The sequence below is a fragment of the Chitinophaga sp. Hz27 genome (assembly GCF_042263525.1).
Taxonomy (GTDB): Bacteria; Bacteroidota; Bacteroidia; order Chitinophagales; family Chitinophagaceae; genus Chitinophaga.
In genome coordinates, this window is record NZ_JBHKFJ010000006.1 from 160,139 (window position 1) to 184,940 (window position 24,802).

Here is a 24,802-nt window from a genome sequence, read left to right on the forward strand (position 1 = left end):
CGTTGTTATTTTTTTTGCTGTTCCTGCCAGTGGGCATACCTTTCTGCGAGATTTTTGTAGGCATTTTCACTCATGATGATGCCATTGTCTACGATCACACCTATAGCTAGTGCAATACCCGTTAAAGACATGATGTTGGAAGATATCCCGAAGGCATTGAGCAGGATGAAACTTGCTGCCAGCGTAATAGGAATTTGTATGATGATGCTGAGTGCGCTGCGCCAGTGGAAGAGAAAGATGATGACTACCAGAGAAACTACGATCATTTCTTCTATCAGCGTATGTTGTATGGAGTCTACTGATTCTTTGATCAGTTCACCGCGGTCGTAGACGATATCAAACTTAACCCCTGCAGGCATGCCTTTGGCGACTTCCTTCATACGGGTTTTTACGTTGTCGATGACCTTTGCCGCATTTTCTCCGTAGCGCATTACTACGATGCCGCCTACACGTTCTCCTTTGCCGTTCTGGTCAAAGATGCCCAGCCTTGTTTCGCCGGTCATCTGCACGGAGGCAACATCTGCAATACGGATAGGGATACTGTTCTGTGTCTTCACCGGTATATTTTCTATCTCTGCTATTGATTTTAAATAACCAGATGTTTTGATGATATAACCGATATCGCTCAGCTCAAATTTTCGTCCGCCGGATTCATTATTATTTGTACGAATGGCATTGATTACTTCTGCCACAGAGAGGCGGTAGTACAGTAGTTTGTTTGGGTCTACGGTGACCTGGTATTGTTTCTGAAAGCCGCCAAAGGAGGCGATTTCACTGACACCTTCTACATTCTGCAATGCGAATTTTATGTACCAGTCCTGCAGCGCTCTTTGCTCTCCGAGGTCCATGTCTGGCGCATCGAGTGTATACCAGAGAATATGGCCAACGCCGGTGCCATCGGGCCCCAGTTGCGGCGTGACGCCGGCAGGCAAGGTGCGTGAAACTGTGCTTAATCGCTCCAGCACTCTTTCCCGAGCCCAATAAATGTCTACATCATCATTGAAGATGACATAGATGAAGCTCATACCAAACATGGAGGAGCCGCGTACATACTTAATTTTAGGCAATCCTTGTAAGTTGGTGACTAGCGGATAGGTAACCTGGTCTTCTATTAGCTGAGGGCCGCGGCCCATCCACTCTGTGAATACGATGACCTGGTTTTCTGATAAATCCGGGATGGCATCTATAGGATTTTTTTTCACGGCAAATATGCCCCAGGCAAATAATGCCGTCGCCATTACCAGCACTATAAACCGGTTGCGCAATGACCACTCGATAATGCGATGTATCATAACTGTTATTTTCTAGGTCTGCGATGCGATGGCTCGACATGCAGATGATAGTGATTCCTGAAGTAATATTATTGGATAGTTCCTGCCTGGGTTATTGATAGTAACGATCGTGTAGGCGTAGCATAGGCCATTACAGCCGCAAAAGCGCTTGTTCGATGTGAATGCCAATAAATTTTTTTGCTGGGAATTGAATTACACGAAGTGTAAACCGGCGGCTAATGATCAAATAAGATAGCAGGAAATTGGCCGGTGAAGGAAGTATGTCAGACGCGATAGGTACAGTGGAGAATATGTACGGGCACTTTACTATACGCAGGTGGTGCATGCCCCACAGGATAGGCTACCACCAAGGAAATTAGATGTGCGGGCCGTTGCTCCAGGCTGTACGTAGGTACTGCGATAACAGCCATTTGGGCGATGTCAATAGTTGTATTGACTACCTGATGATCTTTATTTACCTGTAGTGTTTTGTGGGTGTCTTTGCAACAAGGCTTTTCACATTTCATATGTGCATTACTGTTACACTTGCTGCATTTATTTACTTTTTCTTTATGCCAAAGATTTACATTAATTAGCTTTCCCATGCAGTAATGCATGTGGAGCGTGGCACCAGAGGAGGTGCCGATGTATAATAGTGCTAATATTAACGCGAATACTTTTTTCATAATATGGGGCTAAGGTAGCACTATTACAAAATGGCGTGTTACATAATTATGATCGTGTTTTATATAATTTTGGGAACAGGGAGAAATTATCGATGTACGAACTTGACTTTCAGCGCGCCGCGGCCGTATTTCTCTTTATAATCTTTCGGAGTCATATCTACATGCCTTTTGAATACTTTTCTGAAGAAACTGATATCTTCATAGCCGGATTTTGAGGCTACCTGGTCTATGCTAAAATTTTTTTCTTCCAGCATTTTCTTGGCATTTTCTATTCGGATGCGTTGCAGATATTCCAGTGGACTGTTTCCAGTGGCTTTCTCAAAATGTCGTATCAGCGTTCGGGTGCTCACATTGCCCACGGCTGCGAGATCTTTCATAGTGATACTTCGCGCGTAATAACGCTCCATATGTTCCTGTACAGATGATATCATATCATCTCCATGTTGCTTTTGAAACTGGAAGATGGCAAAAGAAGTTTGCGGTTGTTGGTGCATATTGATCATCAGGATCTTGGACGCAGTAATGGCGACTTCATGTCCGCAGAATTTTTCTATCAGGTAGATAATAAATGTGGTGAAGCTGAAAGCGCCGCCGCAGCTGGATATCTGTCCCTGGTCTACAATTACTTTATCATCTTCCAAAATCACCTGCGGATAATGTTGGCGGAACATGTCTGCAAACATCCAGTTAGTAGTAGCTTTTTTACCATCTAATAAGCCGGTGGCTGCCAGCAGGAAGCTGCCGACGCAAATACTTGCCAGTTCTGTGCCTCGCTGGTACTGTATTTTCAACCACTCAATCAGGCGCTGCTCCTGTTGTATTACCAGTGCGATCTTATTGGAAAGCATGGCTGGCACAATGATCAGGTCGTAATGATCTTTTGCGGTGATGGGGAGTGGATCTTTTTCTCCAAAAGCTGTTTTCCAGAATTCGCCTTTTTTCTCTTGTATAAATTCAACAGAAAAAGTCACCTCCAGCGGCTGGCCCTTTACGATGGGGTAGGTGCGCGTTAAAGCCATGAAGATGTCAGCGGGGCCGGTAACACTTGTAGAGACGGCATTTGTATAGTTTAAAACACCAATTTTCATTTTTCAGGGTTTATAATACAAGGTACCACTTTTTGGCATTATTGCCCCTAAAAATGTCAATTCTGCCATCTGAGTGGCAAGTTATCGGGTTGTAATTTTGGATAGAAATAATTACTGATAATGGAAACGATGAATAGTTTAAAAACAACGCAGGAAGTAGCTGCGCGCTTTCATGAACTGGCACAGCAGGAAAAATGGTTTGATATCCAGGACGAGTTCTTTGGTCAAGCGGTGCAGAGCATTGAGCCTACAGGTTCTGCCTATTTCGACTATGCAGTTGGGAAGACGCTGGTACGTAAGAAAGGTGAGGACTTTGTAAAGAAAATTACAGCGGTACATCGCACTTATACCTCTGCACCTATCGTAACAGATAATCATTTTGCAGTTGTGAGGGAAGTTGATATCACCCAGGAAGATTATGGACGTATACAGATTCACCAGATTATGTTGTATGAAGTAAGAAACGGAGAGATTGTTAAAGAACAGTTTTTCTACTAGACATTATGTTTTGCGCAAACGATTTCATTACTGAAATCGTTTGCGTTTATCCGTTAATGTATAGTTATCGCGTAGGGAGTATTGTGTTTTGCGTTATATTATTTTTTGATATCTCCATCAGTTTTTTTACTTGCGAGATGATCCCCTTTGTGTCATATCCATACAGCTGGTGAAGCTCTTGTTGGGTGCCCTGCACCGCAAAGGTATCAGGCAAACCAAGACGCTTAAGTGTAGCCTGGTAGCCATGTTCCACCATAAACTCCATTACGGCAGTGCCTACACCACCACTGATGCAGCCATCTTCTACTGTTATAACAAGCGAAAATTTTCTGAAAACCTCATGCAGCAAGGCTTCGTCTAATGGTTTGAAAAACCGCAGATCATAGTGGGCAATTTGCAGCTGCTCAGCTTCCAGTTGCTGGCAGGCATCGGTAACATACTCACCTACTGGCCCTAACGAAAGAATGGCAATATCTTTCCCCGACCTTATCTTCCTCCCTTTGCCTATTGGTAGCTGTTTATAGCTCACGCTAAGTTGTGTGGCCATACCGGCCCCTTTAGGATAACGAATGGCAAAAGGCCCGTTGCCAACGCTGGCCTGCGCGGTATATAACAGCTGTCTGAAATCTTCCAGGTCCATAGGGGAAGCACCGGTAATGCCAGGAATGCATCGCAGGTAGGCAATGTCAAATGCGCCATGGTGTGTAGGCCCATCCTGGCCCACTACACCGGCGCGGTCTATACAAAAAATCACATTCAGTTTTTGTAGCGCCACATCATGCACCAGCTGGTCATATCCACGCTGCAAGAAGGTGGAATAAATCGTGCAGAAAGGTAGCAGGCCATCAGCGGCGAGTCCTGCGCAAAACGTGACGGCATGTTGTTCGGTAATACCTACATCGAAAACACGTTCCGGCATTTCCTGTTTCATGCGCGTCAGTGCGCTCCCTGATAGCATTGCAGGTGTTACTGCTATGATCTTTTTATTTGATTTCGCCAGATCTATAAGGGTATTGCCGAAAATCGCCTGAAAGGTAATCTCCGGAAGGGCATTCGTATTTTTTTCTCCGATAGCGCCTGTAAGCTTATCAAAAGTTTTAGGCGCATGCCATTGGGCTTTGTCACTCATGGCAGGCGCAAACCCTTGTCCCTTGTTGGTTACACAATGCAGCAGTTTAGGGCCGGGGATATGTTTAAGTTTCTCCAACACATTAATCAGCTTTGGCAGATCGTGACCGTCTACCGGTCCGAAATAGCGGATGTTCAAGGCTTCGAAGAGATTGCTATAACGTAGCAGGCCTCCTTTGATCACTCTTTGGAGTTTTCGGGCGATGTCCACTGACCAGCTGTCTGCCTGCGCTGTTGGTGACAGCAGCTTCTTTACCTGTTGCTTTAATGCGTTGTAATGCTTACCGGTAGTAAGTGCGGTAAGATAATGCTGTAAGGCGCCGGTATTTGCATCGATAGACATATTATTATCATTGAGAATTACCAGCATGTTGGGCTGTTCAAAGCCGGCATTATTTAACGCTTCAAATGCCTGGCCTGCTGTCATGGCGCCATCGCCGATAACTGCGATATGCTGGCGGGTATGGTTGCTGCTGTATTTGGCCGCACAGGCCATGCCCAGGATGGCTGAAACAGACGTAGATGAATGCCCGGTACCGAAGGTGTCAAATTCACTTTCTTCTCTGCAGGGAAAGCCGCTGATACCGCCCAGCAGCCTGTTAGAGTAAAAACGATTACGCCTTCCCGTTAGTAGCTTATGTGGATATGCCTGGTGGCCTACATCCCATACCAGCTTATCTTCTGGCGTGTTAAATACATAATGCAGTGCCACCGTAAGTTCTACAACGCCCATGCTGGAACTGAAATGTCCGCCGTTGACGGCCACATGATCGATCAAGAAAGTCCTTAGCTCCTCACAGATACCCGGTAACGATGATATAGGCAGCTGTCGTAGGGCTGCTGGGGTGTCAATATTAAAATTGGTGGCCATTCCCTTTTATTTTTCTCAAATTTAAATCGCTTAAATTTGTAGTACAGGTACAGTTTGTGTAAAAATTGCCAGTACAGATATGAAGGTCTATAAATTTGAAGCCTTTACCAGCGCTATTGAGAAGAATATCAGGGAAGGCATTTTCAAGCCCGGACATAAGCTACCTTCCGTCCGGGAGCTGAAGGCGCAATATGAAACGAGCATCAGCACCATTCAGCAAGGGTACGACTACCTCGTGGCTACAGGCCTTGTAGAAAGTGTGCCCAAATCCGGTTATTATGTGGCAAACAGGCCGGACATCTCCCGGAAAAAGGAAAAAACAAATCGCAAGCCTATAGTTAGGGATGCCGTATTCAAACATCATCTGGAACTGATCACTTCCATGATGGCAGGTCGCAAGTATGCCGAATTTAATGTAGCGGCGCCCGGCGACCTGCTCATGCCGCAGAAGCTCATACTACGCACTATGCAGCAGGTGATCCGTGAAGAAGGCGCCGGGTTACTACGTTATTATCCTTCCAACGGCTCCACAAAATTAAAGTCACAGATCATTAAGAAAGCGGCGGCCTACCAGACGATGCTTCATCCTGATGAATTGCTGATAACTGACGGCGCATTACAAGCACTGTACATCGCCTTATCCGCAGTATGTAATGCCGGAGATGTAATAGCAGTTGAGAGCCCCTGTGTTTTTTCTGCACTGGAAGTGATAAGAGTGCTGCAACTCCGGGTGATAGAAATTCCGGTAGATCCTTTGACGGGCTTTGATATCGCCTTTCTGAAAAAAGCTTGTCGCCATAATACCATCAAAGCAATCGTAGTAACACCTAACTTTCATAACCCTACGGGTATCCTACTAACAGATGAACAAAAGCAGGACTTGTTAGCAGTTGGTCATCTACATAATATAGCCATTATAGAAAATGATATTTATGGAGATCTTTTTTTTCACGGTCACCGGCCTACGAATATTAAAAGCTTTGACGATAGTGGACTGGTATTGACCTATACTTCCTATGCAAAAACGATGGCGCCCGGCATCCGGCTAGGGTGGCTGGCTGCCGGCAAATACACTCAGCGTGCGGAGCAGATAAAATTTTCATTAGGTAGTAGTGTATCGCCAATTTACCAGGAAGTGATGCAGCGTCTGCTGGCAGGAAATAGTTATGACAGGCATGTTCGTAGTTTTAGAATGCAGCTGGCAAAGCATGCACACTTTACCATCCATCTTTTATCAGCACATTTTCCCAAGAACACGATGATGCTTACGCCTGCGGGCGGATATAATATTTGGGTGAAAATGCCTGAAAGTACAGATATGGCGGACTTCTACAGACAATGCGAAAAGATCGGGGTACGGTTTACGCCAGGTTATACATTTTCTTTTTCCGGGGCTTTTGAAAAATATTTTAGGATCGTATTTGCGGACAAGTTTACTACTAAAAGAGTGGCCGCTATTCGCATGGCTGGAAAGCTTGCCAGGTAGCAACTGTACTGCTTATTCTTTAGGATTGTGTACTGCCGGTACTACTATATTGCGGTGTACCTTGCGATTATAATCACGATAGGCTATGAACATCATCACCAAATTTACAGTGGTAACCCAACAGGGTATGGGCGCGCTTTTGATGCTGACCAGAGAACTGGCGAAGGAGAAGTTTGCTGCATTACTTAAACCAAAAGTATTAGACAATTATATCTCCGGAAAATTTAATGAGCAGACATTAACAGCAGAAGTCAATAATATTTCCAATCAATGGCTGATAGTATATGTAAATGATGAACCGGCAGGCTATGCACGGCTTACCTCCAAGGGACAAAGACCACAGCGCCTGGAGGGCAAGAGAGCCGTTCGCATCGCGGATTTCGGGGTGCTGAGCAAATATCCTGACGATGCTGTGAAAGATTCCTTGCTGGAAAAGTGTTTAGCTGTCAGCAAGCAATATGAAAGCATCTGGATAACAGAGTATGCAGAAAACCCACTGATACCGCTTTTTGAAACTAAAGGTTTTGTGAAGGAAACGGACGCTGGGCAGCTGGAAGAATTACCACTGGCTGCAGTCTGTTTGATTGCATAAATAATGCGGGGCCGCAGGAGTTTACGACTGCTTGCGGACCCGCGTATTGCTTAAGGTTGCTGTAGTTTATCGAGGACGGGATGATCCAGTGATGACAGCGTATTATTTTCAGGTGTCAGCAGTTCGAGTACTGCTACGGTATTTTTTCCTTTCTTCAGCCAGGCGGCAGGCACGTATAATGTTTGCTGTGGGCCTATCTTCCAGTATCTGCCGAGGTTATGACCATTGATCCATACCAGGCCTTTTCCCCAGCCCGACATATCCAGGTAGGTATCCGCGGTTTGATTTAGTGTAAAGCTGCCAGATTTAATCACTGGGGCTTCCTTGGAGGAAGTATTGTTTTTTGCTACCGGCATTTCACTAAATGGCAGTTTATACTGGAGCCAGTGTTGCAAAGGTTTACCATTCAGCAATACGTTGTCAGTAATGCCTTTATTATTTTTAAGGAGATAGCTTCCAAAGTTGATCCTGCCAAGATTTTCCACCAGTATATCCAATGTTACATTGCCTTTGGGAAGGTCCAGCGTGGCACTATCCTGGCTGAGGCGGCGGTCTAACACCGCACTGCGTTTGCCATTCACAAAGATGATGGCATAGTCACGGAGTTCCTGGAGTTGCAAGGTTGCTTTGTAACCTCCTTGTAAGGTGGTCCTATACAATACAAATCCGTATGCTTGCTTTAGCTTTTCAAACGTCAACGGCCCTACGCTTTGAACCGGTGCGGGTAGCTGGCTGAATACCGGGCTGCTACGTGTAAACGTTACCGTTGGCAGTGCGGCGGCAGGTTTGGACGCTGGAACAGGGGGGAGGGTAATGCCTGCAGGCAGGTGCCTGCTGATGATCTCACGGAATTTCATGAATTTAGGCGTGGCATTACCTGCTTCATCGAGGGGAGCGTCGTAATCATAGCTGCTGACCTGTGGTGCGTAATCACGGTCGCCGCTATAGTTAGCGCCATTCATAAAACCTCGGGTGGTGCCACCATGAAACATATACATATTGATGGAAATTCCGGCAGCGAGTACACGTTCCAATCGCTGTTCAAATTTTTCGCTGGGAACGGTATGGTGTGGCTGGCCCCAGGAGTCGAACCAGGCAGGGTACCATTCTGCGATATAAAAAGGGCCTTTTCCATTATGGTTGGCACGAACCAGCGCTTTGATCTTTTCGGGATCGTCCATACCATTTACAGCAGGTAGTAAACCAGGAAGGTGTCCTTTTTCCACATCGGAGGAAGGATCGCAGGTGTAGAGGAGTCCGTCGAAGCCGGCATCTGTAAAGAGTTTTCTGTTTTCCTCGAGATAGGTTTTGTCGGAACCATAGGAGCCATATTCATTCTCGATTTGTACGAGGAGGATATTCCCACCATGGTTGATCTGGAGTGCAGCAGTTTGTTTGCCTACAGCATGAATATATTTGTTATAGGCCGCAAGAAACTGTGGCTCCATACTTCTGACTTGCAGTCCTGGTATGTTTTGTAACCAGTAGGGATATCCGCCGAATTCCCATTCTGCGCAGCCATAGGGGCTAGGGCGTAGTATTACCCAAAGGCCTTCTTCCCGCGCCAGTTTTACAAAGGCCGCTACGTCGTTATTGCCTGAGAAGTCGTACTGTCCTTTTTCTGGCTCGTGCATATTCCAGAAAACATAAGTAGCGATTGTATTAAGACCCATAGCCTTGGCCATTTTCAGCCTGTCGGCCCAGCACTCTCTGGGAATGCGCTGGTAGTGCATTTCGCCGGAGATCATCTGGAAAGGTTTGCCATCCAGCAAAAACGTGGAATCGCCCAATTCAAAAGTATGCTGGGCCTGGGACATAAACCCCGCCAGCAGCATACTACATAGAAGCAGCATCTTTTTCATTGTTCAAAAGTATATCTGAAACAATATTAGGAAGTAATTGTATTTTGTACGTTTATTTTTGACGACTGGTAATGCAATTGATTGCGAAGCAAGCCGTGTAAAAAATAAACGGTCTTTCCTGTTGTTCTTATCAACTTTTGAAATGTTTGTTACGGCTGTAAGAAAATATGTATTTTCCATATAGAATTATCCTTTCCATACTATTGCTAACGCCGGCAAATCGCTTGTATGAAAACTATCTTCTTATTTGTATTTACCAGTATACTTTCTATCAGTGTATATTCGCAGGGGATCACGGACACGGCTATATTAAAACCTTCATTGGAAAGGGCCACGGCGGCCATCAGGAAAGCTTTTGAGCAAGGTGATGCCGCATTGGTGGCACAATTGCATAGTCCTGATGTAATCAAATACTTTGGTGACAACCATGTAATCGTGGGCAGAGACGCGGTAGAAAAAGGAGCGAGAGACTGGTTTCAAAGCGCTAAAGTGGAGTTTATTGAAAATACCGTAGAGAATACGGCCTTTGTGGGGGATATCGCCATCCAGACCGTAATCTTCGCAATTAAGACCACACCAAAGGGTGGTGGAGCAGCTACTATCGCGAGGGGGCGTTCTATGGTGATTTATGTGCAGAACAGGCATAGCCCTACCGGCTGGCTTACCTTGAGAGAAATCGCCCAGGAGGCGCCACCACAATAAAAAATGACAGCATGTGAATGCTGTCATTTTTTATTGATAGAAATTAGTGTTGGTTAGTTCCAGTTGTCGATTTTAACATCGTCAGGGAACGGATGGCCTTTACCGGTTTCGATCAAGGACTTCACGCTCAGGAGGAAAACGGCCCATTTGGTGCTGCAATGGTGCATGAATTCAACCGGCTCTTTCCAGTTCAGGTTTTTGAATAGCACAATTACATAGTCGCCATCTTGTTTCAGTTCGAAACGGAAGGTGGTGCCTATCCATTCTGCAGGGCCGGCAACGCCTTCCCATTCTACCAGGTTAGGAGCATCCAGTGTTACTACTTTCATGTCGATGCCGGCTTCCCCAAACTTGAAGGCGATGGTATTGCCTACTTTGTCGCCTTCTCCGGTGACGTCCGTCGTCCACCAGGATGCAAGGCCCTCTCTTGTGGTCAATGCGCGGTATACCGCCTCAATGTCTGTAGTCTTAATGCCAACTCTTTGTAGGATATTTGCCATAACTGTTGTTTTTTCAAAATTACTTCCTTCTTTATAATATCAGGCAGGGCTATCTGGACAAAAACAGGTGTTGATCGGGACAATTATTATTAATTCCCAAATTCAACAACCGATAAAAGGAATAGTTTAATTTTTCAGATTCCGATTGAGCAATTATTCCCCAAAAAAATACACCCAATATTTCTTGAAGTAGTGCAAGGATTTGGTGTATGTTATTTCCAGAAACTATTTTATATCAAATTGCTGAACAGGACTTTGGTAAGAATTCTTTTCGAAGAAACACAACTTACTATAGCCATTGATTTCGTTATATTCATAATATGCTTTCACATGTCTGGCTGCTTCATCAAAGCCATAGAGCGCGGTGAAAGGGTTATTAGGAAACACGGCATTTTCTTTTTTGTCGAAAAAAACAACGTAGTGGAATGCACCACCTTCACCGCTAAAGTTTTTTTTCTTGTCGGTGCAGAAGCTTTTCAGCGTGTCCAGATTAATAGGCTGTGCAGAAGTATATAATTGCATGGTATTATCTTTCTGTGCGAAACCTTTTATTTCCTTTTTCTCTTCAAGAAAAGTATACGGATAAGTTCTGGCTGGTTCGCTTGGGCCGCTGGAACCACAGGCTGCTAACATACAGCTAAAAAACGCTGGTATAGCGTATTTCATTGCTTTCATAGGTGTAATTTTTGGTGTACGAAAATAATTCCTTTTAGGATGGGAGACAATTCTACTTGTGGTCAACTTATCAGGATAGGGGTGTTTCTGAAGATTGGATGTGATGTGTTAAAGAGAAGTGATATGGCGGAAAATGTAGATATGCATTATATTTATTGCTTCAATAAATTCGACTGGAAAGCAAGTGCTAATTATGAATAATAAATCTATCATCAAAGAAAAACTTAATTCCTATCTAAAAGCAAATATAGATAAGGAACTAAATACATACCCAGGCCCTATTGAAGCTGAAATGTCCTACCCTAACCTAGATCCAAATAGGGGATACAGAACCTGGCTACCCGTTAATAGTGAAGTATCAGATGAAGACGTAAAAGAATTGGAAAGCCTTATTGGTTATCGATTGCCAGAAGACTATATCATATTTCTAAGGCATAAACACTTTTATGAATTATATATAGCAGAAGCTTCATTTTGTAAGCATCCTATTAATAAATGGATGACACATCTCAATGATATGATCTTTAAGGGCTGGCCTGCTTATTTTCTAATTGAAAAAGGATTTATTCCATTTGCTGATTGGAGTGATTGGGGAGCGCTTTGTTTTGATACTAATAGAAACCAAACCAATTTTAACTATCCTATTGTATTATGGGATCATGATTCTCCTGATGGAGTCATAGATGTGGCTGAGAACTTTCTGGAACTCCTCGTCAGATTAGAGAAAGAAAATGATGAAATGTGGAATAGTGATGAAATATAGTAGAGATACATTACAGTGGAGATTATAATGAAGCATTCTATGCTCTATGAATATTTTATAAAAACATTTATTTACATAGAATGCTTGCCGTTATTTAAACTAATCCACTTTTATGTATCGTTCGTAAAAATCGTACAGCAATTGTATATTATCAGAACATAGGATTGGCATAGCTTCCGCTAGTTTATCCTCCTGCCAGTTCCACCACTTTATTTCAAGTAACATGCTGATTTCGGGATCACTAAAACGTTTTTTGATGATTTTTGCGGGATTGCCACCAACGATGGCGTAAGGTTCCACATCCTTAGTAACCAGGGCTCTGCTGCCTATTACGGCGCCGTCGCCAATTTTTATCCCTGGCATAATCATGGCTTCGCCACCAATCCATACATCGTTGCCGATGATGGTATCACCCGAAGGCTTATACGCATCTGTGCTTTTATGGAAGCTGGCTACTTCAGACATGTAATAAAATGGAAAGCTGGAAATCCAATCATAACGATGACCTTGATTACCCGCCATAATGAAACTGGCGCCGGTGCCAATAGAACAGAAAGCGCCTATAATCAGCTTATCCACGTCATTGCGGTCTGGTAGCAGGTATCTGGCACAATCATCAAAAGAATGACCATGGTAATAACCAGAATAATAGGAGTATTTGCCAGCGATGATATTGGTATTGGTGATATGGTCTTTTATGATTTTTCCTTTAAAAGGGGAGTCGAAGAAATTAGACATTTTAGCATTTTTATTTTAGACAATAAAATAACAGGACACAAGTGAGTATGTGTCTGGCAATCGGTTATATGTTTGTCTGGTAAGCTAATATGCGAATTCCATGTTGCGAAAGTAATTAAAAGATATGATCTGGCAATGGTGATATTCATCAGCTATCCTGATCATCTTGGTACAATTGTACGTAGTTTATCCTAGCATTTTCTCCCTTTTGAATATTAGAAATCCCTGTTTTACGTGATTGCCTTGTTATTGTTCTTATGCTAAATTTAATAGAACCTTAATCTGTATAACATGAAAAAGAAAATCACTCCCAAACTGAAGCTGACAAAAATCAAAGTTAGTGCGCTGGCGCCTAGAGAAAAGGCCCTGTCATTGGTGACCACGCAGTTTGTAAGCTGTGGGGCTACGTATTGGGTATGCTAGTGATAGCAAATTAATCTATTGTTCGGTAACCCGCTCTAAAGGCGGGTTATTTTTTGGGACGGACATCTGTTGCTATAAAAAAACTAAAATAAATCCTACTTTAGTATGCAATTGATCCCCCTATGATATTATATAAAGAAGCCCTGCGCCACGCGGGCACTACCACCACCAAAGAAACTTTCTTCAATAGTCAAAAGAAGACAATCGCTATACTGGATACCTTCCGGGATCACACCGTCAACAGTCATAGTGGTGAATTGAGCGTTTATGATTATTCTGGCGATAGTTATCTGCTCAGAAAATACAAGGAGACAACGGAAACGTATAAACGTTTCAAAAAAGAAGGACCAGCTGTGCTGGCTCTCCCAGACTGGCAGCAGGTAAAGGAAACACACTACAAGAAAGAATGTAAGTATGATAAGGGCCTGCTGTTGGAAGAGCTCACGCATAATATTGCCCATGATGAACAGCAAAGCGTCAGCTATCAATATGATAAAGGATTAAAGATTGTTGAAAAGAGGGTACTGGCAGATGGTACAAAGATCACCATCAATTATGTAAATGACAGCAATGGCCACCTATTGTCTAAGTCCACTTTCAAAAATGATGTTGTTACTGATCTGATAAATTACAGTTATCAGGAAAACGGGCTACTTTCATTGGAGCAGACTTTTCATCTGCATAACGGCCAGCGGTTTTTAGCAGCTGAGAAACAGTATGCTTACAATGCTGAAAATAGGCTGGAAAAAACAGCTTACTATGGCAGGTATAACGGTCAGCTATACTTGTATAAAACAGAAGAAGAAATCAGGAAAGATAATAAGCTTACCAAAAAATCTGCCGGTATATCCTCACTCGATATCGCTATTGGATACTACGATCTGGCGGCCCTGCACCGCTATTTCAAAGATAATAATATGGAAGGCTATATACCTTATTACGATAAAGACTTTGCGGCAAAAGGTCTGTTCACCACGTTTAATTATACCGTGGAACAGCTGGACCAGCAAGGAAATCCTGTTGAAACCCATGTGATGAATCCGGAAAAACCGGAGCTGGTATTAACCAGGGTTACGTATCGCAACGAATACAATGAAGCGGATTTGATGGAGTTTGTGATCACCTATATATTGAATGATAAGAGCCAGTTGGAAGAAAACAGCATCAGGAAGTTTTATTATAAAGAAGATTAGACGGTATCGGGAAAAAGCTATCCCCGTTGACTTTAATGTGTATTAAAGTCGACGGGGATTTTTTCATTTACAGATTGGGTATCTTCCGAAATGTCAACTTCCGGTTGATCTTGTGACAGCTTAAAATCTAACAGCAAGCGGTTAATTTTAGTCAGCGTATTAAAGTCAATTTGAAAATCTGTATTGTTTTTCCAATAGCCTCGCAGCGCAAAAACGTGTCCCGATGCAGGATCCGTATAAAAATGGTACTGTGGTCCAAGTCCAAGTGGGTATGCCACTGTATTGCCTTTTGCCCAGGTGATGATGAAGGTGGTGTCGGGGCCGATGTTAATGCGGGCAGATTTGATACCTAGCCTGTTTGGTGCAAACCTTATTTCTTTATTAAAAAAATTACCGGATGGCTGGCTGGTATAATCGGGTGCAGCAATGCTTGTGTGATGAGCTGCCTGCTGGGTGCGGGCGAGGAGTGTGTCGAGCGCCTGTGCCGTATTTCCGGCCTGTGAAAAGAACGCAGGGCCTAACAGATCGCTGATGCCGTTTTTTTCATCCCAATTGTAACCGCCGCCAGTGGCCACAATGATGACCTTATGCCGACGATCAACATATAATCGCTGGCCTCCTCTTCCTACCAAATTAAAGGCGTGGTCGTTGTCAATCCAGAAGCCATAGCCATAGCCCTTCTCGCCTGAAAATGGTACCTGGTTTCCGGTGGCTTTATTGATATAGGCTTCAGAAATTACCTGGAGATGGTTCCATCTGCCTTTATTCACTAGCAGCAGTCCTACTTTCGCTACATCATAGGGCGTGAGTGCAAGGTCGCCCCAGCCGTGGTTGATGCCCTGGCTGTTCTTCTCCCAATAGACGTTCGAGATTCCTAGTGGCTGAAAAAGGTATTTATCTGCAAACTGCCCTGGCGACAATTTAGTAGCACGGTAAAGGATTTCAGCTAGTAGCTGGTAGTTGCAGCTACAGTAAGAAAACGTTTTGCCCGGTTCCGTGATGCTTGGAATATTAAAAATATAGGCTGGCCAGTTAGGGGATTGGTATAATCCAACAAATAATGAATCTTCATTAGAAAACCCACAAGCCAAGCCAGAAGTCATGGTGAGCAGGTTTTTAATGGTCATTGTTTGGAAGTTCTTACTATATGTTTTTATTTCAGGGAAATATTTTCTTACCAGTTGATTTTCGTCAGGAATAAAATGATGGTCGATCGCAATGCCAACGAGTAAGGACGTCATGGATTTTGTACAGGAGGCCATATCATGCCTTAGGCCTGCACGAAAAGGATAGAAGTAAGCATCGAGGATGATCTTCTGATTGCTGATGAGCAACAGGCTATGCAGGTTCACTTCTTTGGACTGTACATAGGGAAAGATCTTTGCCAGGGCTGCCGCAGAAATGTTCTCTTCAGCTGGTGTAGCAGTGGTAAAGGGATCAATATTTTCCTTTTGTTGTGAAAATGCCTGGCCTGTAAATATAGCCAGTATAATGATCGTTAATACAATCTTGTTCAGTGGTCCGTACATACAATTAAATAATTGAGGCTATAAAAGTATTTCATGAATTTTCTGGTATAAGATCATTTTGACGAATTGCAGGTTTTGTTTGACGAAATGTAATTACTTAAAAGTCCTATATTTGACGTCTACCTCCGATACCTATATCTATATACTATTTTAGACGCCCACAGATGATTCAAGAAAGTAAGCTAAAAGTAATTTCCTATAAAGATTTAAAGCATCAGTTACCCGCTGGCAACAAACTGGCAGCCCTATACGAAAAGGCTAAAAATCCATCAAAGTTCGACGCGTTGCTTTTTCCTGTGCATGAAGGTGATATTGAAACTGATAGTTTAAACTTGCTGGATGAGATCTATTGGGGTACATATTATAAATATGTACATGAACAGGAGGATCTCGTTTTATCTCAACCGATAGTATTGGGAAATGTACGGGTCAAAGTATTGAGTTTTTTTGAAGGGATGGTAACAGGAGATGTCCTGACCCGTAATATGTGGACGCGTTATCCAGATCAAAATGATGGATTGGCGCAGGTTGGAGGTAATTTAACGGTAACAGAAGTTTTATTTATGGAAGGGAAGGGCATTAAGAAAAGTACATGTCTGGCAGTGGCTGGAGATGCTGCTATCCATACTCTTATCAATGCCTCCACTGCAGAAATCAAGGCTGGCAAGTTATCTGTTCAAAAGGAGTTTTTATTTCCTTTTACCTATACTACCGCTGACAAAGGTAAGCATGCTCTTAAGGGAACAGATTGGAGCAATCACGCTGCAGCTGAACTCTCGGCCTATTTCAATCCGGCACTGTTGGACATGGAATACCTCCATGATAACGTGAACTTTTTTTTTAGGGTAGGCACGCACTTATCCAGGGAGTATCATGCGTACCTCGTTAAATAGTAGTAATTATCTGCCTGTATCAATGGGGGAGCTGGAAAAAGAGTGCATGGTCATGCCTGCAATCCCCCTTGCACATTTACCATTCATGTAAAGTTTTCAAGTTTTTTGGGTTTATGCTTTCGATTGCAAAGCCGTTTTTATATTTTGGGTGGAGCAACCAATAAACCACGCGATGAATTACAATAATTCCAGAAGGAGCTTCTTGAAACAGGCGGCCCTGGCCACACTGGCGACGGCTACTCCGGGACTGCTGCTGGCCGCAGCGAAGCCATATACCCGTAGGATCGGGCCAAACGGAAAAGTAAATATTGCCTTCATAGGTATAGGCAACAGGGGAGGAGAAATTGCCCAGGCGCTCTACAAGACAGGTTTAGCGAATGTTGTTGCGCTTTGCGACGTAGATATGGGCGCACCGCACACCCTGGACGTAATGAAAATGTTCCCGGATGTACCTCGTTTCCAGGATTTCCGTCAGCTGTTCGATAAAATGGGTAATCAGATAGATGCTGTATCTATTGGCGTGCCCGACTTCTCACATTTCCCTATCACGATGATGGCGATTGGTCTTGGTAAACACGTATACGTAGAAAAGCCAATGGCCCGCACTTTCAACGAAGTAGAACTGATGATGAAGGCTGCCCGCAAGCATCCTAAAGTGGTGACCCAAATGGGCAACCAGGGGCATTCTGAGGCTAATTACTTCCAGTTCAAGGCCTGGACAGAAGCTGGTATTATTAAAGATGTAACTGCCATCACCGCGCATATGAACTCGCCGCGCCGCTGGCATGGCTGGAATCCGAATATCACCGCGTTCCCGCCTGCAGAACAGGCGCCTGCCACCCTCGACTGGAATATCTGGCAGATGGCAACGCAAGGACACTCCTATAATAAAGATTTCGTAAATGGACAGTGGCGCTGCTGGTTCGATTTTGGGATGGGCGCATTGGGCGACTGGGGCGCGCATATCATTGATACTGCACACCAGTTTCTGGACCTGGGCCTACCTTACGAAGTTGATCCTATAAAGCTCACTGGTCATAATAACTTTTTCTATCCAATGTCTTCCACACTGGCATTTAAATTCCCTAAGCGTGGAAATATGCCAGCACTGGATATCACCTGGTACGACGGCGTAGACAACCTGCCCCCAATCCCTGCCGGCTATGGCGTATCAGGACTGGATCCTAATATTCCGCCGCCAAGTAACGGCCCTATCGCACCTTCCAAACTGAATCCAGGTAAGATTATCTATAGTAAGGAACTTACATTTAAAGGAGGCTCTCATGGTAGTACACTCTCTATCATCCCGGAAGAGAAAGCGAAAGAAATGGCAGGTAAACTGCCGGTAGTGCCGGAAAGTCCATCGAACCACTTTAAGAACTTCCTGCTGGCTTGTAAAGGAGAAGAGCAAACACGTTCTCCGTTTGCAATTGCAGGTCCGTTAAGTCAGGTTTTCTGCCTGGGAGTACTGGCGCAGTGGACAGGAGAAAAATTACAGTTCGATCGTGAGAAAAAGATCATTACGAATAATAAACATGCAAATGAATTGCTGGTAGGTCCTCCGCCACGGAAGGGCTGGGAGCAGTACTATAAAGTTTAAGGAAAAGGGGCCGATGGCCCCTTTTTTTGTATCAAAAGTTTTTACATTTGATACCTTACTTTTATCCCTATACGAAGAATTCTATGAAAGCAGGCTTCGAATTATTTAAGACACGCAGATATGATGCCGGCCTTGACATTGCAGCATTAGAGGCACAATATAATATTGAGCTACCGTCACTATACAAGTTATTTGTATCTACTTTTCACCTGGAGGATTACCCACCAAGCACTGAAAAATACTTTGTGCCCGGCGAGGAGAGGCACCACTATGCGGGAGATATTGCTTACATGCCATTATACGATGATATGGAAAACAGGTTACACCTGACCCTTAATACTTTGGCATATTCGTTATCAGCGCATAAAAGTATCATCAACGAAGTAGAGTGGCAGGAATATGGTTTTTTCAGAATCGGGGAAATTGGTATGGGAGGAGGTCTCTATGTAGGTACCCGGGCAGAAAACAGAGATCGTATCTTTCGTATACGTTGGGATTGGCCGCAGGATTATGATGATATCTGCGATAACATATTTGAGCTGGTACGCGGCCTTATACTGATATATGACCCTAATGATCCACCATTACATCTTAACAGCTATGATCAGCTATATAAAAACTGGGGTGATGATCATTGGCAGGCAAGGATGACATAAGTTGGGACTATAATAAATGTTCTTGATAGAATTGCGTGTAGCCGTTGGGTTTATAGGTTTTAGTGGAGAATAAAAACATTTGCCTCAAAAGCCTTTTGGCACGCAATGCTTTTCGATTAATTGTTCTACATCTTTTCCGTACATCGCTGTATAACCAAGCTTAATAGCGTGATGAAGATCTTCACAGGCCCAGCCAGGCTTTTTCATGGCCAGGTATACCAAAGCCCTGTTCCGGTAAGCGTAGGCGTTTTCCGGGTCTAGCGATAAAGATCGTTGGATATCTTGCAACGCGCTTTTCAAATCTTTCAGCTGATATTTAGCATGTCCCATGTTATTATAGGCGATTGCATTATTAGGATCTATTTCAAGTACTTTGATGTATTGTTTGATGGCTCCTTTATAATCACCCAGGCTCATAAGATGAAATCCTAAATCTCCGACAGTAAGAATTTCATTTGGGGCCAGGCGAACAGCTTTTTCGTAGTAGTAAGTAGCTTCGTTGTTTTTACCTAATTTTCTAAGTACAGAACCCATTGCCACCATGGAAGTAACGTCCGTAGAATCGAATTCAAGTATCATTTTATAGTCTGTATAAGCTTCCGGGAGATTGCCACTAATCATATGCGCCATTCCTCTGTTGGCGATGATAGCATATTTGGCAGAATCACTATTTACATACTTTATGGCTGTGTTGTAATCCGCTATACTCTCCTCATACTTTTGTGACCTGCAATAGGCAAACGCACGATGGAAATAGATCATAGGGTCGGCTGGCGTTAGCTTCAGCCCCGCTTTATAGTTTAGCAACGCGGAATCTACCTCACCCAAAGCCAGGAAAATTTCGCCTTTCAGGTCAAAAAGTTTTGCGCTGACCATATTACTTGTCAATAGTTGATTCGCCAGCGATAATGCCTCGTTGTACTTTCCGGCATCATACATTTCTATGGCCTGATCGAATTTTGAAAGAGGAGGATTCCCGTTTTGCTGCGCGTACGTGGATAGTGCTGTTATCAGCAGTATACCAAGGATAAATGATTTCATAGATAGAAAATATACTTGTGCTAATATAGGGTTTTTATAACTCAATACTTTACCAGTATTAGTGTTGAGAAGTATGGTGAAATGTATTTCGAAAGGTATTGCTACCAAGATAAGTTTGTTATGCCATTTTTATTAAGAATGAATAAAGGTTTGATCAAATTAAATGAACGAATTTCGATTTGAATAAATCCATAGATCATGTCAAATTATCTAAACGAGATTTTAACATTAGCTAGAGCCGTATTTGAATTTGCGGGAAAGATTTTGGGCAGGCATACACAGACAAGCCCATATTGGGATGAGTTTATTGCTTTTGAGAATACGAGTGATAGGATTAAATCAAAAATGGGTTTTACCGCATCTGAAGAAGACCTTACTGCGCTGCAAGTTTTTAAGAGAGCGAATAATTTTCGAAGGAAAGATATTAAGTACCTGTACAAACGCGGATACTTACAAGTAATAAATGGTGAAGTAAAAATCAACTACAATGAGCAGGATATTAAACGTGCAAATAGGGCGGAGTGGTTATGTTTAGTAGTGATGTATTTGTGGCTTACTTATGCATTATGGTTGCTACTGATCCATAATGCAACAACGGAGGAACCGAAGGTGAATTGCATTTTGACAATCATTGGTACTATAACAATTTCAATTTTTCTTAGAATGTTTCATATTCAACAGATAAGGCCAGCAAGACAGTCCAAATGGCTTAAATTTAAACGTAAAGATCAATAACAGATTGCTACGTTATGTCGCTAAAAGAAATTGGTTATTGTGGGCAGATCTTCTATCCCCATTTTGTATTGTTGACACAGTAAACGAAAACTGACAAATCTGCCTCTTTTTTGACGCAATTACACCGTATTTATTTTGTAGGTAAGCGGTAAGTTTGGGCCCTAAAATAATTGTAATAACTATGGCACTGATCAATCCACAGATTAACTTCAACGGCAATGCCGAAGAAGCATTTACCTTTTACAAATCAGTATTTGGCGGAGAGTTCACAAAAGTCATTCGTTTCAAAGACATTGCCGGTCCTGATTTTCCAGTATCGGAAAAAGAAGAAAATAAGATTTTACACATTGCCTTACCTATCGGTAAGATGAATAGGTTGATAGCCAACGATGTCCCGGAAATTATGGGCAGAACAAATGAAAACGAGAACAGAAGTAAAATTGTAGTAAGTACCGACAGTAAGGAAGAAGCGGATAAATTGTTTATTGGACTTTCTGCAGGAGGGCAAATTGAAGGACCTATTGGTGATAGTCCATGGGGTTCTTATTTTGGTTGTTTTAGAGATAAATACGGCATCGAATGGATTGTGGAATATGACCCGGAGTCATAATAGACAAATGAACGCTTAACATTCCCTTCAAAAAAGCGGGGCTCACAGAAGTAACGGGACTGTAATAGTCCTGGTGTCTCGCTTTATTTCCTATGTCGGTATTTCAACTGCTTTACAAAAGCGTATTATTGCATTCCTCTCGAAACCCTTTCCATAACTGGTTATTTTTACAATTGCTTTCCCCAACAACCAACCCATTCACGATTATTTTTAGTACCAAAAACAAGAAAACTTGGAAGTTATCCAATTATTTATATAGCTTTACAGGCTTATATTTATGAAATAACATTATCCCCGTACCAATTATTTTACCTACATATGCCTGACCTACCTTACTTAGGAGAAATATGCATTGTATCCTTCAATTTTGCCCCGAAGGGCTGGGCTTTGTGCAATGGACAACTATTACCAATAAATCAGAATCAGGCGCTATTCTCTATTCTCGGCACTACTTATGGTGGTAATGGTCAAACAAATTTTGCATTACCGAATTTTCAATGCAGAATACCCTTGCATCAGGGGAATGGCCATTTTCTGGGAGAGCTTTCGGGTAGTTTCACAAATACCTTAACATCATCCCAATTACCAAGTCACGGTCATCCGGTTACAGGCACTATTACACTACCTGTTGCGAGTACAGCTACTGCTGCATCCCCTGTGGGAGCCTTGCCTGCACCAGCACCGGCGGCCACACCTCATTACAGTGCTGTCAAAGATGAGCAAATGATGACCTTTTCGCCGACAGATCTTGCAGGAGCAGATATCATCAGTTCTGCTACTGGAGGCAACGCTTTACGAGCAACGTTGCCTTACAATAATATGATGCCAACACTTGCGCTTACATACATTATCGCACTGCAAGGCGTATATCCAAGCCAAACCTGATTAAATTATTTTTTTTATGGCAACTACTCCATTCGTGGCAGAAATCATGCTATTTGCCGGTAATTTTGTTCCAAAAGGCTGGGCAGCATGCGATGGGCAACTACTACCCATTTCTGCTAACACTGCCTTATTTTCTCTTTTAGGTACAACCTATGGAGGTAATGGTACCAGCAATTTCGGGCTTCCTAATTTGCAGGGCCGCACTATGATAGGTGCGGGTCAGAGCCAGACAGGCTCTATATTCGATTTAGGTCAGATCGGTGGAACCGAAAATATAACCTTAACGCCTTCCCAAATTCCCTACCATGCGCACGATGTAAAATATACACCGTTAAGTTTACCTGCCGGTGGTGCTGCAAATACAAGCAGCCCGGTAGATGGCATGCTGGGAACGGCCACCGGTGTGAATGTGTATGGTACCGACCAAAATTCGAATACCATGCCGGTGGTATCTAACTTGATGCTGGATACAACTGGACAGAACGCGGCAATTAATAATTTACAACCAGGCGTGACCGTTATGTGCTGTATCGCAATGCAGGGCGTATTTCCAGCAAGAGGATAATATAAATTAAAACTACAAACCACCAGTAATGGCTCAACCTTTCATAGGAGAGATCAGAATATTTGCGGGGAATTTTGCTCCCGCCGGTTGGCAATTTTGTGCAGGACAGTTACTGCCTATTTCGGAGTATGAACCATTGTTTCAGGTCATTGGTACCTACTATGGCGGTGACGGAGAGGCTACGTTTGGATTACCCAACCTCCAGGGTGTTGCTGCTATGCATGCAGGCACCTTAAATGCTCTGACATTTAGCCTTGCAGAACGAACAGGCGCTGAAACTGTCACACTAGTCAACGCTCAGATGCCCTCTCACCAACATAAGCTAAATGGATCTGTTTTCATTCCGGCCTATGGTGAAAATCCTGCATCGCAAAAGCTACCTGATAATAATTATCCTGCCATTATTCCAGGACAACAACAGTATACCAACAGCCCTGCTACTGGTTATACGGGTAACCTGAACGTGGCGCCCCAGGTTACAATTGGCACCAATACTACAATGCTGACAGTTGATGGTAGCGGAGGCTCGCAGCCTTTCGAAATTATGCAACCATACGTGGCTATTAATTTCATTATTTCTTTGTTTGGTATTTTCCCTTCTCAAACGTAAATATCACTCAGCACTTTGATTATAGCTCTACATAAAACAGCATGAAAACAGGAATATTATTACCCCGATCGACATTTCATCCGGTATTACAGTATGATCTGCTCGCGGGTTGCCAAACTTACCTGAAATCCTGTAATGCGGAAATTGAGATAGTAACTGCAAATATTGGTTTCGGCACCGACACTTCAACGGTGCAGCAACATGCGGAGCAGCTATTGCTGGAACAAGGCGTAGATGTACTGATTGCATATGCAGATCAGGAGACTATGCTCCAGGTAGCCAACCTTGCCCGTGCTGCCAATAAACTCCTTATCATGGTTCATCCGGGCGCACGTTATCTGCACCCATGGGAGCCCCATCCCAATACTATTTCCCATACCTTACATCATCAACTCTGTTGCAAATACACAGGAGCCTTTGCTGCGCAGCAAACAAAAGCGGCAGCATTTACCAGTTCCTTCTTTGATGCAGGGTTTCCGATAAGCCATAGCCTCATGGAAGGCTATACCAGGGCAGAAGGAATGATACAGTATAACTATATATCAAAGTATAAAATTGCAGAATTTGATATCAGCCCGCTGATCGATTTTCTGCATAATAACCCCTCTGTATCCTCCTTACTATCACTGTTTAACGGAGATCTTGCCCACCATTTCCTGAAATTGTTATCGGAGTCAAAGATACCTGGTCTGAATATCTATGCAGGACCATTCATGCTGGATGATGCTCTTCCTGCTGCATATGGTGCATTGAATTTACCGTTTAGCCTTCAGGGTTATACTCCCTGGGCAGCGGGCATAGACCTTCCTGCGAATAAGTTATTCCTGGAAACCTGCCGAAAAGAGATCAATAGAAATATCAACAGCTTTACCATGCTGGGGTGGACTACCGGACAATTACTGGAATTTATCCTGCGGAATGCGAGTGCGCATCAATTTAATCCTGGGGCTGTTATAAGTAGCCTGGAAATGATGCATATTGATTCTCCGCGAGGAGCTTTACAATTCGATAAAGACACACATCATACACTGGCGCCTATTTGGTTTGCCAATACAGACCAACATCTTCATGTAAATGTAGAAAATGCCATAGACGATATTTTACCGTCATGGAATCAATTAGTAGAAGAAGTTAAAGGCGTTGTCACCGCGCACTGGCTGAATTCCTATCCTTGTGCTTAGGCACCTGGAGATAATCATAGC

At 43.3% G+C, this 24,802-nt stretch carries 27 protein-coding genes; 17 read left to right on the forward strand and 10 right to left on the reverse strand.

All coding sequences use genetic code 11. The features are described from left to right. Positions 1–5: 5 nt before the first annotated feature. From ACE38W_RS15465 to ACE38W_RS15475, 3 genes are all read right to left on the reverse strand, one after another. Positions 6–1,292 (reverse strand): efflux RND transporter permease subunit, encoded by a 1,287-nt coding sequence (locus ACE38W_RS15465; protein WP_375832148.1) that lies wholly within the window; start codon positions 1,290–1,292, stop codon positions 6–8. 263 nt (positions 1,293–1,555) lie between these two features. Further along, positions 1,556–1,957 carry a hypothetical protein gene (locus ACE38W_RS15470; RefSeq protein ID WP_375832149.1) on the reverse strand — a complete coding sequence of 134 codons (402 nt, stop codon included), beginning with the start codon at positions 1,955–1,957 and terminating at the stop codon, positions 1,556–1,558. A gap of 86 nt (positions 1,958–2,043) precedes the next feature. Then, the gene (locus ACE38W_RS15475; RefSeq protein WP_375832150.1) at positions 2,044–3,045 is read right to left on the reverse strand and encodes a GlxA family transcriptional regulator; all 1,002 of its coding nucleotides are present in this window, start codon (positions 3,043–3,045) and stop codon (positions 2,044–2,046) included. Positions 3,046–3,165: 120 nt separating this feature from the next. Here ACE38W_RS15475 and ACE38W_RS15480 point away from each other — a divergent pair, with 120 nt between their 5' ends. After that, positions 3,166–3,543 carry a SnoaL-like domain-containing protein gene (locus ACE38W_RS15480; protein ID WP_375832151.1) on the forward strand — a complete coding sequence of 126 codons (378 nt, stop codon included), beginning with the start codon at positions 3,166–3,168 and terminating at the stop codon, positions 3,541–3,543. A gap of 64 nt (positions 3,544–3,607) precedes the next feature. On the opposite strand, the gene dxs is transcribed toward ACE38W_RS15480, so the two are convergent. After that, complete coding sequence (gene dxs / locus ACE38W_RS15485) at positions 3,608–5,542, reverse strand: 1-deoxy-D-xylulose-5-phosphate synthase (protein ID WP_375832152.1); 1,935 nt, start codon at positions 5,540–5,542, stop codon at positions 3,608–3,610. 79 nt (positions 5,543–5,621) lie between these two features. On the opposite strand from dxs, the gene ACE38W_RS15490 reads away from it, so the two are divergent. Together ACE38W_RS15490 and ACE38W_RS15495 are read left to right on the forward strand one after the other, a co-directional pair. Next, on the forward strand, positions 5,622–7,028 hold the full coding sequence (locus ACE38W_RS15490) for a PLP-dependent aminotransferase family protein (RefSeq protein WP_375832153.1): 1,407 nt from the start codon (positions 5,622–5,624) through the stop codon (positions 7,026–7,028). A gap of 85 nt (positions 7,029–7,113) precedes the next feature. Continuing rightward, positions 7,114–7,620, forward strand: a complete 507-nt coding sequence (locus ACE38W_RS15495; protein WP_375832154.1) for an N-acetyltransferase — start codon at positions 7,114–7,116, stop codon at positions 7,618–7,620. 50 nt (positions 7,621–7,670) lie between these two features. On the opposite strand, the gene ACE38W_RS15500 is transcribed toward ACE38W_RS15495, so the two are convergent. Further along, positions 7,671–9,482, reverse strand: a complete 1,812-nt coding sequence (locus ACE38W_RS15500; protein ID WP_375832155.1) for a glycoside hydrolase family 35 protein — start codon at positions 9,480–9,482, stop codon at positions 7,671–7,673. 228 nt (positions 9,483–9,710) lie between these two features. On the opposite strand from ACE38W_RS15500, the gene ACE38W_RS15505 reads away from it, so the two are divergent. Continuing rightward, on the forward strand, positions 9,711–10,184 hold the full coding sequence (locus ACE38W_RS15505; protein WP_375832156.1) for a YybH family protein: 474 nt from the start codon (positions 9,711–9,713) through the stop codon (positions 10,182–10,184). Positions 10,185–10,237: 53 nt separating this feature from the next. Here the strand turns inward: ACE38W_RS15505 and ACE38W_RS15510 are convergent, their stop codons facing one another. Together ACE38W_RS15510 and ACE38W_RS15515 are read right to left on the reverse strand one after the other, a co-directional pair. After that, positions 10,238–10,684, reverse strand: coding sequence for an SRPBCC domain-containing protein (locus ACE38W_RS15510; protein WP_375832157.1), 447 nt, complete (start codon positions 10,682–10,684; stop codon positions 10,238–10,240). A gap of 225 nt (positions 10,685–10,909) precedes the next feature. Beyond that, positions 10,910–11,359 (reverse strand): hypothetical protein, encoded by a 450-nt coding sequence (locus tag ACE38W_RS15515; RefSeq protein WP_375832158.1) that lies wholly within the window; start codon positions 11,357–11,359, stop codon positions 10,910–10,912. Positions 11,360–11,398: 39 nt separating this feature from the next. Here ACE38W_RS15515 and ACE38W_RS15520 point away from each other — a divergent pair, with 39 nt between their 5' ends. Then, the gene (locus ACE38W_RS15520) at positions 11,399–11,560 is read left to right on the forward strand and encodes a hypothetical protein (RefSeq protein ID WP_375832159.1); all 162 of its coding nucleotides are present in this window, start codon (positions 11,399–11,401) and stop codon (positions 11,558–11,560) included. Next, positions 11,553–12,122, forward strand: coding sequence for an SMI1/KNR4 family protein (locus ACE38W_RS15525; protein WP_375832160.1), 570 nt, complete (start codon positions 11,553–11,555; stop codon positions 12,120–12,122). Before ACE38W_RS15520 ends, ACE38W_RS15525 begins: the two co-directional genes overlap by 8 nt. A 99-nt stretch (positions 12,123–12,221) precedes the next feature. Here ACE38W_RS15525 and catB read toward each other — a convergent pair whose 3' ends face one another. Then, positions 12,222–12,860 carry a type B chloramphenicol O-acetyltransferase gene (gene catB / locus ACE38W_RS15530; RefSeq protein ID WP_375832161.1) on the reverse strand — a complete coding sequence of 213 codons (639 nt, stop codon included), beginning with the start codon at positions 12,858–12,860 and terminating at the stop codon, positions 12,222–12,224. Between the two features lie 291 nt (positions 12,861–13,151). Here catB and ACE38W_RS15535 point away from each other — a divergent pair, with 291 nt between their 5' ends. Then, the gene (locus ACE38W_RS15535; RefSeq protein ID WP_375832162.1) at positions 13,152–13,283 is read left to right on the forward strand and encodes a hypothetical protein; all 132 of its coding nucleotides are present in this window, start codon (positions 13,152–13,154) and stop codon (positions 13,281–13,283) included. Between the two features lie 122 nt (positions 13,284–13,405). Next, positions 13,406–14,476: a hypothetical protein gene (locus ACE38W_RS15540; RefSeq protein WP_375832163.1), complete on the forward strand. Its 1,071-nt coding sequence runs from the start codon at positions 13,406–13,408 to the stop codon at positions 14,474–14,476. Between the two features lie 32 nt (positions 14,477–14,508). On the opposite strand, the gene ACE38W_RS15545 is transcribed toward ACE38W_RS15540, so the two are convergent. After that, a complete protein-coding gene (locus ACE38W_RS15545; RefSeq protein WP_375832164.1) occupies positions 14,509–16,005 on the reverse strand; it encodes a serine hydrolase domain-containing protein in 1,497 nt (498 codons plus the stop codon). Positions 16,006–16,169: 164 nt separating this feature from the next. Here ACE38W_RS15545 and ACE38W_RS15550 point away from each other — a divergent pair, with 164 nt between their 5' ends. The 3 genes from ACE38W_RS15550 (at position 16,170) to ACE38W_RS15560 (ending at position 19,154) form a co-directional block, all read left to right on the forward strand. After that, entirely contained in the window at positions 16,170–16,898 is a 729-nt protein-coding gene (locus ACE38W_RS15550) for a hypothetical protein (RefSeq protein ID WP_375832165.1), read from the forward strand. A gap of 172 nt (positions 16,899–17,070) precedes the next feature. Beyond that, positions 17,071–18,498, forward strand: a complete 1,428-nt coding sequence (locus ACE38W_RS15555; protein WP_375832166.1) for a Gfo/Idh/MocA family protein — start codon at positions 17,071–17,073, stop codon at positions 18,496–18,498. 83 nt (positions 18,499–18,581) lie between these two features. Then, positions 18,582–19,154, forward strand: coding sequence for a hypothetical protein (locus tag ACE38W_RS15560; RefSeq protein ID WP_375832167.1), 573 nt, complete (start codon positions 18,582–18,584; stop codon positions 19,152–19,154). 84 nt (positions 19,155–19,238) lie between these two features. On the opposite strand, the gene ACE38W_RS15565 is transcribed toward ACE38W_RS15560, so the two are convergent. Further along, entirely contained in the window at positions 19,239–20,195 is a 957-nt protein-coding gene (locus tag ACE38W_RS15565; protein ID WP_375832168.1) for a tetratricopeptide repeat protein, read from the reverse strand. Positions 20,196–20,393: 198 nt separating this feature from the next. Here ACE38W_RS15565 and ACE38W_RS15570 point away from each other — a divergent pair, with 198 nt between their 5' ends. From ACE38W_RS15570 to ACE38W_RS15595, 6 genes are all read left to right on the forward strand, one after another. After that, positions 20,394–20,930: a hypothetical protein gene (locus ACE38W_RS15570; protein ID WP_375832169.1), complete on the forward strand. Its 537-nt coding sequence runs from the start codon at positions 20,394–20,396 to the stop codon at positions 20,928–20,930. 181 nt (positions 20,931–21,111) lie between these two features. Beyond that, positions 21,112–21,540: a VOC family protein gene (locus ACE38W_RS15575; protein WP_375832170.1), complete on the forward strand. Its 429-nt coding sequence runs from the start codon at positions 21,112–21,114 to the stop codon at positions 21,538–21,540. Positions 21,541–21,858: 318 nt separating this feature from the next. Then, entirely contained in the window at positions 21,859–22,425 is a 567-nt protein-coding gene (locus ACE38W_RS15580; RefSeq protein ID WP_375832171.1) for a phage tail protein, read from the forward strand. Positions 22,426–22,441: 16 nt separating this feature from the next. Beyond that, the gene (locus ACE38W_RS15585) at positions 22,442–22,990 is read left to right on the forward strand and encodes a phage tail protein (RefSeq protein WP_375832172.1); all 549 of its coding nucleotides are present in this window, start codon (positions 22,442–22,444) and stop codon (positions 22,988–22,990) included. Positions 22,991–23,018: 28 nt separating this feature from the next. Continuing rightward, positions 23,019–23,600 (forward strand): phage tail protein, encoded by a 582-nt coding sequence (locus ACE38W_RS15590; RefSeq protein ID WP_375832173.1) that lies wholly within the window; start codon positions 23,019–23,021, stop codon positions 23,598–23,600. 41 nt (positions 23,601–23,641) lie between these two features. Next, positions 23,642–24,781 carry an ABC transporter substrate-binding protein gene (locus tag ACE38W_RS15595; RefSeq protein ID WP_375832174.1) on the forward strand — a complete coding sequence of 380 codons (1,140 nt, stop codon included), beginning with the start codon at positions 23,642–23,644 and terminating at the stop codon, positions 24,779–24,781. Positions 24,782–24,802: the final 21 nt, after the last annotated feature.

What these genes read in the sequence shown, in the direction of transcription:
- ACE38W_RS15495 (WP_375832154.1), top strand. Translation starts at nt 7,114, where the DNA reads ATGAACATCATCACCAAATTTACAGTGGTAACCCAACAGGGTATGGGC.
- ACE38W_RS15595 (WP_375832174.1), top strand. Translation starts at nt 23,642, where the DNA reads ATGAAAACAGGAATATTATTACCCCGATCGACATTTCATCCGGTATTA.
- ACE38W_RS15510 (WP_375832157.1), bottom strand. Translation starts at nt 10,684, where the DNA reads ATGGCAAATATCCTACAAAGAGTTGGCATTAAGACTACAGACATTGAG.
- ACE38W_RS15490 (WP_375832153.1), top strand. Translation starts at nt 5,622, where the DNA reads ATGAAGGTCTATAAATTTGAAGCCTTTACCAGCGCTATTGAGAAGAAT.
- ACE38W_RS15590 (WP_375832173.1), top strand. Translation starts at nt 23,019, where the DNA reads ATGGCTCAACCTTTCATAGGAGAGATCAGAATATTTGCGGGGAATTTT.
- ACE38W_RS15545 (WP_375832164.1), bottom strand. Translation starts at nt 16,005, where the DNA reads ATGTACGGACCACTGAACAAGATTGTATTAACGATCATTATACTGGCT.
- ACE38W_RS15515 (WP_375832158.1), bottom strand. Translation starts at nt 11,359, where the DNA reads ATGAAAGCAATGAAATACGCTATACCAGCGTTTTTTAGCTGTATGTTA.
- ACE38W_RS15570 (WP_375832169.1), top strand. Translation starts at nt 20,394, where the DNA reads ATGTCAAATTATCTAAACGAGATTTTAACATTAGCTAGAGCCGTATTT.
- dxs (WP_375832152.1), bottom strand. Translation starts at nt 5,542, where the DNA reads ATGGCCACCAATTTTAATATTGACACCCCAGCAGCCCTACGACAGCTG.
- ACE38W_RS15540 (WP_375832163.1), top strand. Translation starts at nt 13,406, where the DNA reads ATGATATTATATAAAGAAGCCCTGCGCCACGCGGGCACTACCACCACC.
- ACE38W_RS15475 (WP_375832150.1), bottom strand. Translation starts at nt 3,045, where the DNA reads ATGAAAATTGGTGTTTTAAACTATACAAATGCCGTCTCTACAAGTGTT.
- ACE38W_RS15520 (WP_375832159.1), top strand. Translation starts at nt 11,399, where the DNA reads ATGGGAGACAATTCTACTTGTGGTCAACTTATCAGGATAGGGGTGTTT.
- ACE38W_RS15580 (WP_375832171.1), top strand. Translation starts at nt 21,859, where the DNA reads ATGCCTGACCTACCTTACTTAGGAGAAATATGCATTGTATCCTTCAAT.
- ACE38W_RS15525 (WP_375832160.1), top strand. Translation starts at nt 11,553, where the DNA reads ATGAATAATAAATCTATCATCAAAGAAAAACTTAATTCCTATCTAAAA.
- ACE38W_RS15550 (WP_375832165.1), top strand. Translation starts at nt 16,170, where the DNA reads ATGATTCAAGAAAGTAAGCTAAAAGTAATTTCCTATAAAGATTTAAAG.
- ACE38W_RS15470 (WP_375832149.1), bottom strand. Translation starts at nt 1,957, where the DNA reads ATGAAAAAAGTATTCGCGTTAATATTAGCACTATTATACATCGGCACC.
- ACE38W_RS15575 (WP_375832170.1), top strand. Translation starts at nt 21,112, where the DNA reads ATGGCACTGATCAATCCACAGATTAACTTCAACGGCAATGCCGAAGAA.
- ACE38W_RS15505 (WP_375832156.1), top strand. Translation starts at nt 9,711, where the DNA reads ATGAAAACTATCTTCTTATTTGTATTTACCAGTATACTTTCTATCAGT.
- ACE38W_RS15585 (WP_375832172.1), top strand. Translation starts at nt 22,442, where the DNA reads ATGGCAACTACTCCATTCGTGGCAGAAATCATGCTATTTGCCGGTAAT.
- ACE38W_RS15500 (WP_375832155.1), bottom strand. Translation starts at nt 9,482, where the DNA reads ATGAAAAAGATGCTGCTTCTATGTAGTATGCTGCTGGCGGGGTTTATG.
- ACE38W_RS15555 (WP_375832166.1), top strand. Translation starts at nt 17,071, where the DNA reads ATGAATTACAATAATTCCAGAAGGAGCTTCTTGAAACAGGCGGCCCTG.
- catB (WP_375832161.1), bottom strand. Translation starts at nt 12,860, where the DNA reads ATGTCTAATTTCTTCGACTCCCCTTTTAAAGGAAAAATCATAAAAGAC.
- ACE38W_RS15480 (WP_375832151.1), top strand. Translation starts at nt 3,166, where the DNA reads ATGGAAACGATGAATAGTTTAAAAACAACGCAGGAAGTAGCTGCGCGC.
- ACE38W_RS15465 (WP_375832148.1), bottom strand. Translation starts at nt 1,292, where the DNA reads ATGATACATCGCATTATCGAGTGGTCATTGCGCAACCGGTTTATAGTG.
- ACE38W_RS15565 (WP_375832168.1), bottom strand. Translation starts at nt 20,195, where the DNA reads ATGAAATCATTTATCCTTGGTATACTGCTGATAACAGCACTATCCACG.
- ACE38W_RS15535 (WP_375832162.1), top strand. Translation starts at nt 13,152, where the DNA reads ATGAAAAAGAAAATCACTCCCAAACTGAAGCTGACAAAAATCAAAGTT.
- ACE38W_RS15560 (WP_375832167.1), top strand. Translation starts at nt 18,582, where the DNA reads ATGAAAGCAGGCTTCGAATTATTTAAGACACGCAGATATGATGCCGGC.